14 protein-coding genes are annotated in these 15491 nt (G+C 71.6%); 5 read left to right on the top strand and 9 right to left on the bottom strand.

What is annotated here, in order from left to right:
* Positions 1-98: 98 nt before the first annotated feature.
* Genes ABT294_RS41505 through fxlM form a run of 3 tightly spaced genes read right to left on the bottom strand, consistent with a single transcriptional unit; the run spans position 99 to position 2372 of the window.
* Complete coding sequence (locus tag ABT294_RS41505; RefSeq protein WP_350811956.1) at positions 99-575, bottom strand: DUF6653 family protein; 477 nt, start codon at positions 573-575, stop codon at positions 99-101.
* On the bottom strand, positions 572-1171 hold the full coding sequence (locus ABT294_RS41500; protein ID WP_350811955.1) for a TetR/AcrR family transcriptional regulator: 600 nt from the start codon (positions 1169-1171) through the stop codon (positions 572-574). The genes ABT294_RS41505 and ABT294_RS41500 overlap by 4 nt, the downstream gene beginning before the upstream one ends.
* A gap of 37 nt (positions 1172-1208) precedes the next feature.
* Positions 1209-2372: a methyltransferase, FxLD system gene (gene fxlM / locus ABT294_RS41495; protein WP_350811954.1), complete on the bottom strand. Its 1164-nt coding sequence runs from the start codon at positions 2370-2372 to the stop codon at positions 1209-1211.
* A 122-nt stretch (positions 2373-2494) separates the two neighbouring features.
* Between fxlM and ABT294_RS41490 the strand changes: the two genes are divergently transcribed.
* The gene (locus ABT294_RS41490) at positions 2495-2782 is read left to right on the top strand and encodes a Fe-S cluster assembly protein HesB (protein ID WP_350811953.1); all 288 of its coding nucleotides are present in this window, start codon (positions 2495-2497) and stop codon (positions 2780-2782) included.
* A 67-nt stretch (positions 2783-2849) separates the two neighbouring features.
* On the opposite strand, the gene ABT294_RS41485 is transcribed toward ABT294_RS41490, so the two are convergent.
* From ABT294_RS41485 to ABT294_RS41470, 4 genes are all read right to left on the bottom strand, one after another.
* Positions 2850-3830 (bottom strand): acetylxylan esterase, encoded by a 981-nt coding sequence (locus ABT294_RS41485; RefSeq protein WP_350811952.1) that lies wholly within the window; start codon positions 3828-3830, stop codon positions 2850-2852.
* A 545-nt stretch (positions 3831-4375) separates the two neighbouring features.
* Positions 4376-4987, bottom strand: a complete 612-nt coding sequence (locus tag ABT294_RS41480) for a class I SAM-dependent methyltransferase (RefSeq protein ID WP_350811951.1) — start codon at positions 4985-4987, stop codon at positions 4376-4378.
* Positions 4988-5081: 94 nt separating this feature from the next.
* Positions 5082-5264, bottom strand: coding sequence for a hypothetical protein (locus ABT294_RS41475; RefSeq protein WP_350811950.1), 183 nt, complete (start codon positions 5262-5264; stop codon positions 5082-5084).
* Positions 5261-6241, bottom strand: coding sequence for an alpha/beta hydrolase (locus ABT294_RS41470; RefSeq protein ID WP_350811949.1), 981 nt, complete (start codon positions 6239-6241; stop codon positions 5261-5263). The genes ABT294_RS41475 and ABT294_RS41470 overlap by 4 nt, the downstream gene beginning before the upstream one ends.
* An 11-nt stretch (positions 6242-6252) precedes the next feature.
* Between ABT294_RS41470 and ABT294_RS41465 the strand changes: the two genes are divergently transcribed.
* The 3 genes from ABT294_RS41465 to ABT294_RS41455 all read left to right on the top strand — a co-directional run bounded on the left by ABT294_RS41465 (position 6253) and on the right by ABT294_RS41455 (position 10686).
* Positions 6253-7287, top strand: a complete 1035-nt coding sequence (locus ABT294_RS41465) for a PucR family transcriptional regulator (RefSeq protein WP_350811948.1) — start codon at positions 6253-6255, stop codon at positions 7285-7287.
* A 209-nt stretch (positions 7288-7496) separates the two neighbouring features.
* On the top strand, positions 7497-9260 hold the full coding sequence (locus ABT294_RS41460) for a glycoside hydrolase family 75 protein (protein WP_350811947.1): 1764 nt from the start codon (positions 7497-7499) through the stop codon (positions 9258-9260).
* A gap of 127 nt (positions 9261-9387) precedes the next feature.
* Positions 9388-10686, top strand: a complete 1299-nt coding sequence (locus ABT294_RS41455) for an alpha/beta hydrolase (protein ID WP_350811946.1) — start codon at positions 9388-9390, stop codon at positions 10684-10686.
* Between the two features lie 23 nt (positions 10687-10709).
* Here ABT294_RS41455 and ABT294_RS41450 read toward each other — a convergent pair whose 3' ends face one another.
* Positions 10710-11123 (bottom strand): organic hydroperoxide resistance protein, encoded by a 414-nt coding sequence (locus ABT294_RS41450; protein ID WP_350811945.1) that lies wholly within the window; start codon positions 11121-11123, stop codon positions 10710-10712.
* 76 nt (positions 11124-11199) lie between these two features.
* On the opposite strand from ABT294_RS41450, the gene ABT294_RS41445 reads away from it, so the two are divergent.
* A complete protein-coding gene (locus ABT294_RS41445; protein ID WP_350811944.1) occupies positions 11200-11634 on the top strand; it encodes a MarR family winged helix-turn-helix transcriptional regulator in 435 nt (144 codons plus the stop codon).
* A 6-nt stretch (positions 11635-11640) separates the two neighbouring features.
* On the opposite strand, the gene ABT294_RS41440 is transcribed toward ABT294_RS41445, so the two are convergent.
* Positions 11641-15491: hypothetical protein (locus ABT294_RS41440; RefSeq protein WP_350811943.1), on the bottom strand; the 3851-nt coding region annotated here is incomplete at its 5' end.

Here is a 15491-nt window from a genome sequence, read left to right as displayed (position 1 = left end):
CACTAGGCCCGCCCAACCACCGGCCGCCCGCTCACTAGGCCCGCCCAACCACCGGCCGCCCGCTCACTAGGCCCGCCCAACCACCGGCCGCCCGCTCGCTAGGCGGGCCGGTGGCGTTCGTAGAGCTGGCCGAGGCGGTCGATGCGCCACAACTGGCCGAGCACCACCAGCGACGCGCCGAAGACGGCGGGCCAGACCTCCAGCGCCACCAGGCCCCAGATGAGCAGCGCGAACCCGGCGAGCCCCACGGCGACGAGCAGCCGCTGCACCTTGCGGTGGTCGCCGGCGACCAGCGCCCTGTCGAGCAGCCACATCTTCTCGCCGTAGATGCCCTTGGCCGCCCAGCTCTCCGGCCGCTCGACCGGCGGGAAGGCGTGCGGGTTGACCACGAGCCAGACGACGACCAGCGCGACCGGCGCCAGCGCCCACCAGCCGATCCACGTCCTGCTCCAGATCGCCAGCATCATCAGCGGGATCGCGGCGAACCTGGTCCAGACGCTCCACGGGTTGGCGTGCCGCTTCCACGCCTCGTCGGTCATGCCCACCCGGCGGGCGTATTTCTCCAGCACGCTCATGCGACGAGCCCCCTTGCCAGTGCGTTGATGGTGGCGTCGAGCACCTGTTCGTAGCCGTCGCCGAACCGGTCGCGGTTCAGCACGACGAGCCCGACCGTGCGGACCACGCCGACGAGCACCTCGGGCGCGACGTCGGCGACGAGGACGCCGTCGCCCTGCCCTTCGGCGAAGTACTCGACCAGCGGCGCGATCAGGTGCGGGGTGACGACGCGCTCGACCTCCTCGGCCCCGACCCTCCTGGCGACGGCCTCCAGCTCGTCGGGGTGGGTGAGCAGGCGGCGGTAGAAGGGGTCGGTGGTCAGCACCTCGGTGGTCGCCCGCATCAGCGCGACGAGGGCTTCGACGCCCGGCGGACGGTCGAGCACCTCTTTCAGCCGCTCGCCGATCATCGGCGCCCGGCGGATCATGACGTCCTTGTAGAGGGTCTCCTTGGAGTCGTAGAACGCGTAGAAGCTGCCCTTGGCGATGCCCGCGGGGGCGACCAGCTCGTCGAGCGAGGTCTTCTTCAGCCCCTGGGTGGCGAAGAGCCTTTCCGCGGTGTCGAGCAGGGAGCGGGTGATGCGCTCCCTGTCGGCGTCCGTGAAGGCGACGGCCATTCCGGCCTCCGGTTCGAGCTATGACTGGTTTGGACATTCAGTCATAGCTTAGCACCAGCGTCACGTGCCGCTTGGCGATCACCGCCTCGCCGTCCGGCGCCGGGCCCTGATAGGCGTCGATCCGCAGTCCGGACGCGTCGGGCCGGCCCGCCCGCCTCCAGGCCAGGACGTGCCCGGCCAGCTCCTCGGCCAGCCGGGCCCCGTCAGGCCCGTGCCCCCGAGCGGCCAGCCGCCCCTCCTCGGCGAGGACGGCGATGCTGCCGTCCTCGACGATCCCCGCCGTCATCCCGTAGCCGGGCCCTCTCACCGGGGCCGCCCGGAGCTGCCCGGTCAGCGCGCACCAGCGGGGCTCGTGCGTGGCCAGCCACAGCCCGAGCCAGGCCAGCGCCCCCGCCTCCTCGGCCGCGCCGGGCTCAACGGGGCCGTCGGTCGGGGCGTCCACGGCGGGGCCGTCGAGCGCCGTGAGGACGTCCCCGATCTCGCGCGGCTCCGGCAAGGTGATCACCACCTGCGGCTCCCCGCGCAGCATCCGCGTCACCTCCGGCCCCGCGAACGGTCCGCGCATCCGCATGAACCCGCACGGCACGACCGTCCGGCTGGTCAGGTGGTCGCCCTCGCGTTCGAACGCCACCGACACCTGCACCCCGCGCAGGTCGAGCGGCACGACGACGCGCCCTCCCGGAGCGAGCTGGGCGAGCCAGGCGGGCGCCAGGTCCCACACGCCGACCGTGGCGATCACCCGGTCGTAGGGAGCGCGCGCGGCGAACCCGTCGGCCCCGTCCCCGCACACCACCTCCACCCGCGGGCAGCCGGCGGCGGCCAGGTGCCGCCTGGCCCGCTCGACCAGGTCGGCGTCGATGTCGACGGTGACGACGTGCCCTCCGGGGCCCGCCAGCCGGTCGAGCAGCGCCGCGTTGTAGCCCGTACCCGCGCCGATCTCCAGCACCCGGTGCCCCGGCCGGACGTCGAGCTGGCCGAGCATGATGGCCATGATCGCGGGCTGGGACGAGGAGCTGATGGGCCTGCCCTCGTCGTCCCGCTTCGTCACGATGGGCTGGTCGCGGTAGGCGTCCTCCGGGGCCACGTCCAGCAGGAACAGGTGGCGCGGGACGGCCAGGAACGCCCCGGCCACCGCCGGACCGACCCCGTCGAGCTCGACGAGCCGCGCATGCATGGCTTCCCGGTACGCGGTGAACTCCATACCTCATGTTCACCGACAGTCCCGCGAAACAGGAGGCAAAAAATCCGGCGGATGATGGTTTAGCCGCACATAAGCGGGAAGGGCAGGCAGTTCATGTACGTCGACCGTGAGGAGGAGCCGTAGTGCTCACCCTGACAGCCAACGCAGCCCAGGCGATCCGTGACCTGACTGCTTCCGCACCGGAGCCCGAGCAGAGCGGGATCCGCATCTCGTCCCAGGGAGAGGGCTCGACCTCGCTCACCCTGTCACTGGCGACGCAGCCGGAGCCGGCCGACGCGGTCGTCGAGGCCGAAGGGGCCCGGGTCTATCTCGACCCCGTGGCCGCGACCGTCCTCGAGGACAAGGCGCTCGACGCGGGGCCAGACGACCAGGGAGCCGTCGCCTTCCTGGTGACAGAGCAGCCTCACTGAGGCAGTCTCACCGACGGGCGTCCGCGCCGGTCCGGTACGGCCGATCCGTACCGGACCGGGCGGGACGTCAGCCTGACGCGAGGAGTTTGTGCAGGTAGCGCAGCTGCTCCTCGCGCTGGGAGCCGCTGCCGCCTTCGTGCTGGTTCCAGGGCCAGACGGTGATCTCCTTGGGGCCCTGCCAGTGGTTGTACGCGGCGAACACGGTGGACGGCGGGCACGTGTAGTCCATCAGCGCCACCGAGTACAGGGCCGCCGCCTGCGCGCGGGCGGCGAAGTTCACGCCGTCGAAGTACGACAGCGTCCGGAACACCTGGTCCGCCGCGTTGCGCTGGGTCGCCAGGAACCGGACGATCTCCTGGTACGGGTCCCGGTCGGTGATCTCCACCGCGCGGCGGTAGTGCGTCAGGAACGGGACGTCGATGAGCGCCGCCTTGATGGACGGGTGCAGCGCGGTGACCGCCTGGGCGATGCCGCCGCCCTGGCTACCGCCCGAGGCGATGATCAGGTTCGCGTCCACCGCGGGGTGGGCGGCGGCCGCGTCCACCGCCCTGACCGCGTCGGTGAAGACCCTCCGGTAGTAGTAGGTCTCGGGGTCGAGAATGCCCTTGGTCATCATGCCCGGCGCGTACGGGGTGGAGTCGCCGTACGGGTCGCCGGTGGCGCCGGGGTGGTTCGGGCTGGCGCCGCCGTGGCCGCGGGTCTCCATGACGAACACCGCGTACCCCGCCGCGGGCCAGGTGAGGTGGTCGTGCGGAAACCCGCGTCCGCCGCTGTAGCCGATGTAGTGCATCACACACGGCAGCGGGCCGTCGGCGCCCTTGGGCACGATGAACCAGCCGCTGATGCGGTGGCCGCCCCATCCCGCGAACGCGACGTCGTAGGCGTCCACCAGGGCGAACGGCACGTCGTAGGGAGTGAAGGCGGCCTCCAGGTCCAGCTCGCGCGCCTCGGCGAGCGTCCGCGACCAGAACACGTCGAAGTCGGCGGGCTCATCGCGGTCGGGGCGGTAGGCGCGGAGCTGGTCGATCGGCAGGTCGAACAGGGGCACGGTTAGTCTCCAACCTTTAGAGGATGGAGATATTCCACCCCAAGACCCGCGGCAAGCGCTATCCCCCCACAGCAGGCGGCCGACCACAGGCGTGGCCTTGGTCGCTTCGAGCTGACACTTTGGGCCCCTCGGCTTACTCGGCCGGTGGGAAACGGACCGATTGGACCGTGAAACCTGGCCTGAGGGCTTTTACCTCGTTCGCCGGGATGGCGGTGCGCCCACGTTGGCAGTCCCCAAACGTGTAGAGCACGACGTTGCTGGAGGTCTGGTTTTCGGCGCGGTCGGTGTAGAGGGGGTAGTCCAGGTTCACGCACTCCCCAGGGGAGGCGTGGACGACGACGAAGATGAATTGTTCTTGTGGGGTGTCAAGCCGCGCCGACGCGCGGGGCGCGGGCCTGGCGGATCGGCGGCCGGGCGTGCGGCCCTGACGGCCGGTCCCGTCCGCCGCCCGCCAGGCCGGTTGCCAGACGGAGTCCTTGTGGTAGGCCCACACGGCAGCGTGTGGAAGAGGCCGTCGCCGGCGTCGACGATCGCCCTCCGGGAGCTCATATGTGGCAGGCGGCACCGAGCAGAAAGTCACCGCGGATACGGGTGAGCGAGCCCAGTACCGTCAGGCCGTGGCCGGGCAGCTCGTCGCAGAACTCGGCGCCGGTGAATCGGTCGTGCTCTGGGTGGTCGAACAACCGCCGGTACGTGGGCCGGGCGAGGGCGTGAGCGGTGACTTCCTCGAAGTAGAAGACCCCGCCAGGCCGCAGCACCCGGGCCACCTCGGCAACGGCAGCGCGCCAGTCGGGGATGTGATGGATGATCGCGAAGTCGAACACCGCGTCATAGCTGTCGTCGCCGGCGCCGAACACGGTCAGCAAGTCGGTCGCATCACCCGCTGCAAGCCGTACCTGGTTGCCGCAGCGGGCCAGCCGCCGTCCCGCCTTGGTGATCATCGCGGGGTCCAAGTCGACGGCATCGACATGGGCAGCGTGAAAGTAGTCGAGGATCAGTTTCGTGCCGTAGCCGGCCCCACAGCCGATCTCGGCCACCCGCGCACCCGCCGGGAGTGGACCGCCGAGCCGCCGCAGTCTTGGGGCCTCGTACCAGCGTTGCAGCGCCCGACGTGCCGGGTTGTCGATCGCGAGCGTCTCGGCACGGTTCAGCAACATCTCACTCACTCCTCGCCCAGCAGGAATCCGTGGACCTTGGCCGCCACCGCATCCGTCCAAGACACCGGATCTTGAATCGTCATGGCTGGAGCAGTCACACTGCCCGAAGAGCACCCTCGTTCGCGGAGGCCGGGTTGGTGACGGCGGCGGCTCCGGCGTCGCCCTCGCGGGCGTAGCGGGGGAGCAGGAACGCCAGGACGGCTGTGGACAGGATCAGCGCGGCCGTCGCGCCGAGGACGCACTGGAGCCCGCCGAGCGCGTCGCCGACGTTTCTCATTCGGCCAGGGCTCGGCGCAGGGCGGCGGCGAGTTCGGCGATCTGCCGCTGGGACACCTCCGCGGACAGGATCGTCTGCGATCCGTGGAACGTGCCGGGCCACTGGTGCAGCTCGACCGAGATGCCGGCCTGGAGCAGGCGCAGCGCGTAGTCGATGCCTTCGTCGCGAACTGTGTCTATTTCCGAGGTGGCGATGTAGGCGGGCGGCAGACCGGAGAGATCGACCGCGCGCGCCGGGGCGGCGTACTCCGTGGCGGGCGTCGAGCCCAGGTAGTGCCGCCACGTCGCGATGGCCTTGTCGCGGTTCATCCCGGGCGTGTCGGTGAAGTTCCGCGCCGACCATGTCTGCAGCCGGTCATCCAGCTTGGGCTCGATGAGCAGTTGGTAGCGGATCGGCGGTCCCTGTTGGTCGCGTGCCCGCAGCGCCACTGCGGCCGCGAGGCCCGCGCCGGAGCTGTGACCTCCGACCGCGATGCGCTCCGGGGTGGTTCCGAGTTCGGCCGCGTGCTCGGTTGTCCAGGTCAGCGCGGCGTAGGCGTCGTCGAGGGCGGCCGGGAACCGGTGCTCGGGCGCCAGGCGGTGGCCCACCGAGATCACCACCGCACCGGAGCCGTCCGCCAGCCGGGTGGCCGCCGGATGCTCGGTGTCCAGGTCACCTACGACGAATCCGCCGCCGTGCAACCAGACGATGGCGCCCCGCGCCTGGTGCGGGCGGTAAATCCGCACTGCCACGTCCGGATCAGCGGGCACCGTGCGATCCTCGATCTGCATGTCCGCGATGTCGGGTACCGGTATCGCGGCGGCCAACTCCGCGAGGCGCTTGCGCTCGGTGACCGGGTCGGTCAGATCGAGTTTGGGGAACAACGGGATAAATGCTTCCAGTTCGGGATCCATGTCGACCATCCTCACGGTCGCCGCCCCCGAGATCATCCGCCATCCGTCGCGCATCCCGCCTATACAACGCACCGATTGGCGCATACTTTCCTGCCATGGAGGTGCTGATCGAACGGCTCTCGCACCTGGATTCGCACGCCGAGGGCGCGCTTCGCGTCGTCATGTTCTACGACACGCTGATGCGTCGACGGGTTGATCTGCCGGCGCTCGCGCGGGCCTCAGCGGGCCTGGCCGAGTGCGTGACCGGGATTCGGCTGCATGGCACGGGGCGGGCGATCCGCATGTCGAACGACGGCAGGCAAGCGTCCACCCCGCCGCCGCCGGCGTTCGCCACGGTACCGATCACTCTCGATGATGAGGAGATCGGCGCGGTGTGGCTGGAACGCCCCGGCCCGCCCGGCTCGCTCGACGACCTGCTGCTGGAGCGGCTGGCCATCGCCGCCGCGGCGGTCGTCGAGAGGTACGGCCCGGCCCGCACCACCATGGCCGACCCCGCCCTCGTCGAACTGGTGATCAGCAACGGCAGCGACGAGGCGGCCAGAACTCGGGCGCTGCGACTGCTGGGATTCGCCCCCGACCTGCCGGTCCGCGTCGTCGCCGTACGGTCACAGCTTCCGCTCGACCAGGTCGGCGGCCTGGTCTGCCCGGCCCGCCCGGTCAAGGCGGCACCGCTCGCCGACGTGGGCGTCATCCTGGCCACCAGCGTGGACCCAGCCCGGATTCCGGCAGGCGTACGCGCGGGCATCGGCACCGCCGAACGCCCCGAGCGATCCTGGCAGCAGGCCCGCACCGCCCTCCGCTTCACCACCCCGCGCCAGCCCGTCGTCCACCACGACGACCTGGGCGCACTAGCGTTGCTCGCACAGGTACCCCAGGACGCCGCGCGAGACAACGCCGACGTGACTGCCATCGCCCACATGGCCGGAACCCCAGAAGATCTCGCGACCCTGGACGCCTACTGCGCCAGCGGCTCCCTACGCCGCGCCGCTGACCTTCTCCACCTGCACCACAGCAGCGTCGCCCGCCGACTCGAACGGCTCGGAAAGACTCTCGGCATCGAACTCACCGAGCCCACCGGACTGGTACGAGCCCGGCTCGCCCTCACCACATGGCGGCTCCTCGACGACTGAAGACGATCGACCTCACTGCGGGACCGGTGCTCCTCACCGATCCAGCAAGCGCGGCCGTTCGCTCGCACTGACCACCAGGGAGCCCTGAGGCAGGCGGGCGGCGGCCTCAACAGGCCGGGCCCTTTGTCGGGGTTGACAGGCAAATGACGGAATGGTCCCATCTCCAGTTGTTAGGAAATTTTCCTAACAAAAGGCAGAAGGGCCAGCCCGTGCATCCTCCAGCCCGGGCGCGCTTACGCCGCGCCCCCCTGATTCTGCTCACCCTGCTCTCCCTGGTGGTCACGGCCTTCGCGGCGCTGCCCGCGCAGGCGGCCACCATCCGGTACGAGGCCGAGAACGCCACCAACGTCCAGGGCGTCGTCGAGGCCAACCACACCGGTTTCTCCGGCACCGGCTTCGTCAACAGCGACAACGTCTCCGGTCCGTACACCGAGTGGACCGTCAACGCCCCCGCCGCCGGTACCGCCACCCTGGCCATCAGGTACGCCAACGGCACCACGACCGCGCGTACCGCCGGCGTCTCGGTGAACGGGACCGTCGTCTCGGCCAACCGCTCGTTCGGCCCCACCGCGAACTGGGACACCTGGGCCACGTCCACGCTCACCGTGACACTCAACGCCGGTGACAACAAGATCCGCGTCACCGCGACCAACGCGGGCGGCAACCCCAACCTCGACTACCTGGAGGCGACCCTCGCCGACGCCCCCGCCACCGAGTATCAGGCGGAGGCCGCCACGCTGTCGCAGGCCATGGTGGCGACCAACCACACCGGCTACACCGGCACCGGCTTCGTCGACTACGTCAACACGGCCGGCGGGTCCATCGAGTGGAGCGTCAACGTGGAGGAGGCGGGCAGCCACACGCTGACCTTCCGCTACGCCAACGGCACCACCGTGACCCGGCCGATGGACATCGCCGTCAACGGGTCGGTGGCCGCGTCCGGGGTGAACTTCCCGAGCACCGGCACCTGGGACACCTGGGCCGACGGCAACGTCACCGTCACCCTGAACGCCGGGGTCAACACGATCCGGGCGACCGGCACCTCGGCCAACGGCGGGCCCAACGTGGACCGGCTCTCCGTCAGCGGCTCAGGCGGCCCTGACGGGCAGGCCCCCACCGTCCCCGCCGGCCCTCGCGTGACCGGAACCTCGGCCAGCAGCATCTCCCTGACCTGGACGGACTCCACCGACAACGTGGGCGTCACCGGCTACAAGGTCTATGAGGGCACCACCGTCGTGGCCACCTCTCCGACGGCCAGCGCCACGATCGGCGGGCTGGCGGCCGGCTCCACGCACACGTACACGATCACCGCGGTGGACGCGGCGGGCAACGAGTCCGGGCACAGCGCCACGGTCACCGGCACCGCGAGCGGCGGCACCACCGGGCCCACCGCCGACCAGCTCCTGGCCAAGGTGACCACGTGCAGCCAGATCTCCAACGGCAAGTACAAGACCGACTCCGACGTCAGCACCGCCACCGTGGCCGTGTGCAACAAGACCGGCGCGGTCTTCTGGAAGGGCGACATGGACATCGACTGCGACGGCATCCGCACGACGCAGTGCAACGAGAACACCGACTGTTGCTTCCTGCCCGACACGTTCTGCCACACCAGCACCGACACGCCGCTCAACGCGGCGCAACTCCCCTACGTGGTGGTGCCCAGCGTCAGCTCGATCTGGGACTACCGGACCAAGGGCATCGGCTGCGGGACGGTGGTGGCGGTCGTCTACAACGGCCAGGTCGAATACGCGGTGATGGGTGATACGGGGCCGAGCGGCATCATCGGCGAGGCGTCCTACCGGACGGCCGCCGACCTCGGCATCAACCCGGACCCGAGCAACGGCGGCACCGACACCGGCGTCACCTACATCGTCTTCACCGGCTCCGGCACCAAGGTGTCGACCATCGAGAACCACACCCAGGCCGTCAACCTGGGCAGGACGCTCGCCCAGCAGTTCATCGACGGCAACTGATCGCCCGGCCCGCGCCGGGGCGGAGGGACGGGACAACGTGATCCGCCGCACTCTCCCCTCTACCCCGTCCGGGCCGGAACCCCGGGTTTCGGTGACCCGTACGTCCGCTTTGGGCTAGCTTCGACCTGTGCGTGCTCTTGCCAGGTGGGCGGTCAGGCTGCTGACCGGGGCGGCCGTGCTGGCCATGTCGCCGGTGCTCGGCCTGGCGGGGCTGGCCGGGACGGCGATGCTGACGGGCGACCCGGACGTGTTCACGGTCGTGGGGCTCGCCGTGTTCGCGTCGGTGTTCTTCCTCGGGCTGCTGCTCTGCGTCCCCAGGCCGCGAGTGACGTGGGGACGGTGGACGCGGGCGCTGGTGATCCTCGGGATCGAGGTCGCGGTCGTCTGGCAGGTCACCGGCGCCACCCTGCGCCCGCCGCCGGACGGACTCTCACCGTTGCCGCCGGTGGCCGGTCAGCGCGAGTGGCGGCTGCCGACGGGCTCGCGGCTGGCATACGTGCGCCTGGCCCCCAAGCGCGTCACCCGTCCGGACCCCGTGGTGGTCCTGCACGGCGGCCCGGGGCTGGCCGACCTGAAGGGCGACTCGGCCTTCTTCGGCGGCCTGACCGCCGACGGGTACCCGGTGTACGTCTACGACCAGCTCGGCGCGGGACACTCCGAACGGCTGGCCGACCCGCACGGCTACGGCCTGTCCCGCGACGTGGCGGACCTGGACGCGATCCGCCAGACGATCGGCGCGGAACGGCTGACCCTCATCGGCCACGGCTACGGCGCCCAGCTCGCGGCCGCCTATCTCGCCGCCCACCGCGACCGGGTCTCCAAGGTCGTCTTCTCCTCCCCCGCCGCCCTCGACCGGACGCCGTCGACGGCCACCTTGCTGTCCCCGTCGCGGAACGTCCTGTCTCCGCGCGTCCTGGCGGCGTACACGCTGCTCAGGGTCGATCCTCGGGCCGCCCACGCCTTCGCGGGCGACCCGGAGCTCGACGCCCACCTGGACCGGCTACGCCAGGAGGCCGGCACCGGCCCCTGCCCGGCCGCCTCACCCTCCGCGCGCACGGACCCCACGCGAACCGGCGCACCGCTACAGAGCCCGTCCGGCGCACGGCAGGCCGGGAAGGTGGCGCTCGGCTCGGGAGGCTACGCCAACCTGGCGCAGCGGCTGCCGCCCCCTGGGCTGCGGCAGGATTTGGCGGGGCTGGCGGTGCCGGCGCTGGTCGTCAAGGGCTCGTGCGACGGCCAGAGCTGGTCCGCCGCGCTCGGCTACCGGCGGGCGCTGCCCGCGACGAGGCTCGTGTACCTGGAAGGCGACCCCCACCGCGACAGCCCCGGCCCGTACCTCCAGACCCTGCGCGCCTTCCTCACCGACCGGCCGCTCACGACGTACGACGGCGACGACCCGCCACCGGGACACACCGACCCCGGCTGACCCCGGCTGCCCGCAGCCGGCCGCTACTCGATCACGAGGTCGACGGGGATGTTCCCCCTGGTCGCGTTGGAGTAGGGGCACACCTGGTGCGTGGCCTCCACCAGCGCACGACCGGCCTCGCCCTGGAGGTGGTCGGGCAGCTCGACCCGCAGGGTGACCGACAGCGCGAAGCCGCCGTCGCCGTTGGGGCCGAGGCCGACCTCGGCGGTGACGGACGCCTCCGACACGTCGGCCTCCATCCGCTTGGCCACCAGGCTGAGGGCGCTGGCGAAGCAGGCCGCGTAGCCGGCGGCGAACAGCTGCTCGGGGTTGGTGCCCGCGCCCGTCCCGCCCAGCTCCTTCGGCGGGGCGAGCGTCACGTCGAGCCGCCCGTCGGACGAGACGGCGCGGCCCTCACGCCCTGAGGCGGTGGCGATGGCGGTGTAGAGGCTGCTCATGATCGCTCCTTAAGTTGTTGGCAATTTGATTGTGCACAACTAAATGGCGCGCCGTCAAACCGGTAGACTGGCCGGCATGGATGGCCTCTCGCTCGACGACCAGGTGTGCTTCGCCGTGCACGCCGCCTCGCGCGCTCTCGACGCGGTCTACCGGCGCGAGCTGGCCGAGCTCGGCCTGACCTACCCGCAGTACCTGGTGATGCTGGTGCTCTGGGAGCGGGAACCGGTGACGGTCAAGGAACTGGGCAGGTCGCTACGCCTCGACTCGGGCACCCTGTCGCCGCTGCTCAAGCGCCTGGAGGCGGCGGGAGTCGTCCGCCGCGACCGCAGCCCCGACGACGAGCGCTCGGTGGAGGTCCGCCTGACCCCGGACGGCGTGCGGCTGCGCGAGCGCGCCCTGCGCGTCCCGCGCAGAATCGCCGAGGCCACCGGCATGGACGTCACCGAGCTGACCGGACTCCAGCACACCCTCAACCGCCTGACACACGCCCTGACGCACAGCACGCCCTGACGCGGGTCACCTCTGGTCGCGGGAGGCGGGCTCGGGCTTGGCGCAGTGCCCGGCCTTGACGCCCGCCACCTTCCAGTCCGCGCCCGGGAACGGGGACATGAAGTGGGTCAGCAGGTCCACCGCGTAGTCGGGCACCTGGTTGCCGGGGTCGAGCAGCGACACCATCTGCGGCCCGTCCGCACCGCGCAGGGTGATCGAGTTCTTCCGCTGCGCGGACGCGAAGCCGGGCTTGGCGTCCACCGTCAGGCAGGCGAGCTGGATGCCGACCGCGCTGATCGCCTGCTTGGCGCCGATGCGGCGCATCCGCTGGTCGTAGCGGCGCAGCGCCAGGGACGTGGCGGGGCCCAGCCGCACCGCGTCGTGGAAGACGTCCTCACCGATCTTCCTGCTCAGCCTGACGTCCAGGCGGACGTCGGGACGCAGGTCCACCCCGTCGGCGCCGAGGGAGAGGCGGTCGTAGGCGCCCTCGAAGCCGGGCGCGACGAAGCCGAGCGCGGGTGGCGCCTTCATGCCGAACGGGATCTTGCCCGGCCTGATCTTCAGCCACGACATGCGCTGGACGGTCAGCGAGACGTCCTTGATCGAGCTGCGGTTCAGGCCGAAGTCGCCGCCCACCTGGTAGGAGAGGAAGCCGGTCGTGTACGGGACCTCCTTGCTGACGGCGATCCGCTGCCGCGCCACCGGATCGACGCTCAGCCCGGCGTGCACCTCGATACGGCCGGTCGGCGTGGGCTTGGAGACCAGGTCGAGCGACTGGTCGGGGTTGAGCCTGACCGTGGTGTCGGGGGCCAGATCGGTGACGGCGAGCGAGACGTCCCCCAGCTTGCCGGTCGGGTCCACCAGCTTGCCCTCCACGCCGAGGTGGCCGTCGAGGGTGCCGCGGTCGGCCCGGTAGGTGACGGCGGGGACGCGCAGGCCCGCCGCGGAGGCGTCGGCGTCCACCCCGAAGGTGGCGGGCACGTCGCTGAAGCGGGCCTCGCCGGTGCCGGCGCCGTCGACGGTCACCGTGGCGCTGAAGCGCTTGACGGCGGCGGAGTTCTGCACGCGCAGGCGGGTCTTGGCGCCGTAGGTCCCCTGGACGGCCAGCGTCGCGGGCACCGGGTCCATGGCCACCCGCCCGCGCACCCCGCCCGCCTGCGCCTGCACGTCGAACGAGCCGAGCGTGGCGGCGGGCTCGATCTTGTAGTTCGCCTGGACGGTGTTGCCCTGCGCCACGTCGAACGGCCCGACCGACATCTTGGTGATCTTGGACGGCAGCCCGGTCAGGGTGGCCCTGGCCCTGATGGGGACCGGCGCGAGGACGCTGCTGTTCAGGTAGACGCCGAGGCTGCGGCGCCGGGGCTGGAAGCCGGAGAAGGTGAACGTCTTCTTGGCCAGGTCCACGGCGACCTGGTCGGGCAGCCCTGTCACGTCCAGGTAGCCCTGGACGCCGAAGCAGCCGTGACCCGCCGTGCAGAAGGGGCCCTGGTCGCAGCCCGCCGACCCCGGCGCGCAGCCGCCGTCCACCAGCGACAGCCCGCCCGGCACGGCGGGTGCGGGACGCATCTTCTCCAGCGCGCCCGCCTTGCCGAGCCAGGCGCGGGCCCGCACGTCCAGCCGGGAGCCCGAGTAGGTGAGCCCGGCGTCGGACGCCGAGACGGCGAGGCGGCCGGGCAGCGGGCCGACCGTGCCGAGCAGGCCGAAGCGCAGGTCGCCCTGCTTCACGTCGGTGTCGAGGGCGAAGGTCTGCTTGGCGGAGCGGAAGTCGGCGGTGAAGCCCTGCCCCTGCGGGCTGAACTGGACCGTGGACAGCCCCTTGACCTGCACGCTCGCGTCGAGGTCGCCTGACGCCTGGTCGTAGTGGGCCGCCAGGTGCGGGCCCGTGGGAGCCTTGGCGCCGTCGTGGTTGGTGAAGGCGAGCGCGGCCGAGCCGACGGGGCCCGACAGCCCGCGGAAGCGGTAGGCGGACGCGTCCCAGGAGGCGTCGAAGCGGGCGGGCACGCCGGTCACCTCGGCGGCGGCCCTGACGTCGCGGCCCTGCAGCTCGGCCCTGGCCAGCGCGGAGACCCTGGTCACCGGGCCGTCGGAGGTCCAGGTCAGGGTCTTGGCGGCCGTGTCGGCGACGAGTGTTGCCCGCTTGCGGACCCCTTCGACCTCGGCCCGGACGTCCTCCCCCTCGGGACGCTTCACGTACGCCTTGTTCGCGTACACCTGGATCTTCCGCAGCTTCGAGGAGGTCGTGACGTCCACGGTCGAGCGCTCCCCCAGCTCCCACGTGGTCTTCACGTCGTCGCGCACGCCGAGCACGGTGCCGTCGACGGTGGGGCCCGACTTGAGGTTCGCGTAGGAGGCGCGGAGCCTGTCGATCACACCGCTGGCCTGGTAGACGGCCTTCCTGGCGGACGGGTCCAGCATCACGTCCACCTTGGCGGGCGTGTTCGAGATCTCCAGCCTGGCCAGGTGGGTGCCGTCGATGCTGGCCGCGCCGACGAACGACTTGCCCTTGGAGTCCACCTCCAGGTGGGCGCGCGGCGTGGCGCCGTACGTCACGTCGAAGCCGGACAGCCCTGACAGCAGCCCGGAGACGCCGACCGCGTCACCGTCCTTGATCATCGTGACGTGGCCGCCGCGCGGGCTGGAGATGGCGCCCTCGTTGCGCTGCATGACCACCGCGAACCGGCCGATGGCCGAGCTGGTCGTGTGCGTGACGCGGTGCTCGGCCAGGTCGTTCACCAGGCGGACGCGGGCGGGCAGGTCGCTCAGCTCAGCACGCAGCACGGTCTTGTCCGCCGCGCGGTCGTAGTACACGACGCGGGCCTGGCCCGTCCTGGGGCGGTCGGAGTCCACGGACAGGACCTGCTTGCCGCCCGTCGTGCCGTACTGGGCGGTCAGCTTCGGCGGGACGTTCCGCAGCGACATGCTCGCCACCCTGGCCAGCCGCCCGTCGCGGTAGACGTAGTTGTGCAGCTGGGCGCGGCCGATCCTGCCGGAACTGGCGAAGCGGACGCGGGCGGCGCCGCTCTTGGCGCGCGACAGCTCGACCTGGGCCTTGGCGGGCATCTTGTCGAGCACGGCCTGGGTGTACTGGTTCCCGGTCGCGGCCAGGGCGTCGAGCTTGGCGGGGGCGGAGCTGGTGACGTCCAGACGGGGCGAGTCGAGGGTGGCGTCGAGCGTGAGCCGCTCGGTGGCGGGCGTCTGGCGGAGGCTGACCATGCTGCGTCCGGTGAGCCCGGCGACGGTCGCGACGGACGCGCCCGGGTCGGTCCGCTTCACGGTGGCCTTGACCCGCTTGCCCGTGAGGTCGACGGTGAACGTCCCCCAGTCGGTGTCCGACAGGGACGTGCCGCGCCGGAAACCGTCGAAGCCCACCGACACCTTGCCGTCGTACTCGGCCCAGACCCGCGCTTTCAACTCCTTGTCGGCGCCGGGCAGCCGCTTGATCGCGAACCCGAGCCCCACCCCGTCGGACCCGCCGACGGGCACCAGGTCCGCGCCCAGGTCGGGGAGGTCGTCACCGGTGACGTCGGCCGCGACCGGGACGCCGAGCGGCCGGGTGACGGAGCAGGACAGCGGCACCTCGGCGCTCTCCAGGCAGAGCCGGTAGGTCAGCGGCGAGGTGGCCTTGGGCAGGCCGAGCTTGTCGAACAGCCCGGCGACCGGCTTGACCAGGGTGAGCGTCTGGGCCTGCGCGGTGTCGGGCAGGAGCCCGCGCCGCTCGCCCAGGCCCTGCCCGTCGAGCCGTTTGCGCGCCTCCGCGGTGATCTGGTCGATGAGCGCGGGCCCGGCGGGGGTGGTCACCTCCGGCGCCGCGGGCCCCACGGGCGAGTCGCCCGCCGGCCTGGTGGCCAGCGACGCCTCCGTCGGCACGCTGACCGCCG

This window comes from Nonomuraea sp. NPDC000554, from assembly GCF_040300065.1.
Classification (GTDB): Bacteria; Actinomycetota; Actinomycetes; order Streptosporangiales; family Streptosporangiaceae; genus Nonomuraea.
The sequence above is the reverse complement of the archived record's forward strand: the minus strand, read 5'-3'. Positions and strand labels throughout refer to the sequence as shown.

Coding starts and splice junctions, on each gene's coding strand:
- ABT294_RS41505 (WP_350811956.1), bottom strand. CDS start 575: ATGAGCGTGCTGGAGAAATACGCCCGCCGGGTGGGCATGACCGACGAG.
- ABT294_RS41500 (WP_350811955.1), bottom strand. CDS start 1,171: ATGGCCGTCGCCTTCACGGACGCCGACAGGGAGCGCATCACCCGCTCC.
- fxlM (WP_350811954.1), bottom strand. CDS start 2,372: ATGGAGTTCACCGCGTACCGGGAAGCCATGCATGCGCGGCTCGTCGAG.
- ABT294_RS41480 (WP_350811951.1), bottom strand. CDS start 4,987: ATGTTGCTGAACCGTGCCGAGACGCTCGCGATCGACAACCCGGCACGT.
- ABT294_RS41475 (WP_350811950.1), bottom strand. CDS start 5,264: ATGAGAAACGTCGGCGACGCGCTCGGCGGGCTCCAGTGCGTCCTCGGC.
- ABT294_RS41470 (WP_350811949.1), bottom strand. CDS start 6,241: ATGCGCCAATCGGTGCGTTGTATAGGCGGGATGCGCGACGGATGGCGG.
- ABT294_RS41465 (WP_350811948.1), top strand. CDS start 6,253: ATGGAGGTGCTGATCGAACGGCTCTCGCACCTGGATTCGCACGCCGAG.
- ABT294_RS41450 (WP_350811945.1), bottom strand. CDS start 11,123: ATGAGCAGCCTCTACACCGCCATCGCCACCGCCTCAGGGCGTGAGGGC.
- ABT294_RS41445 (WP_350811944.1), top strand. CDS start 11,200: ATGGATGGCCTCTCGCTCGACGACCAGGTGTGCTTCGCCGTGCACGCC.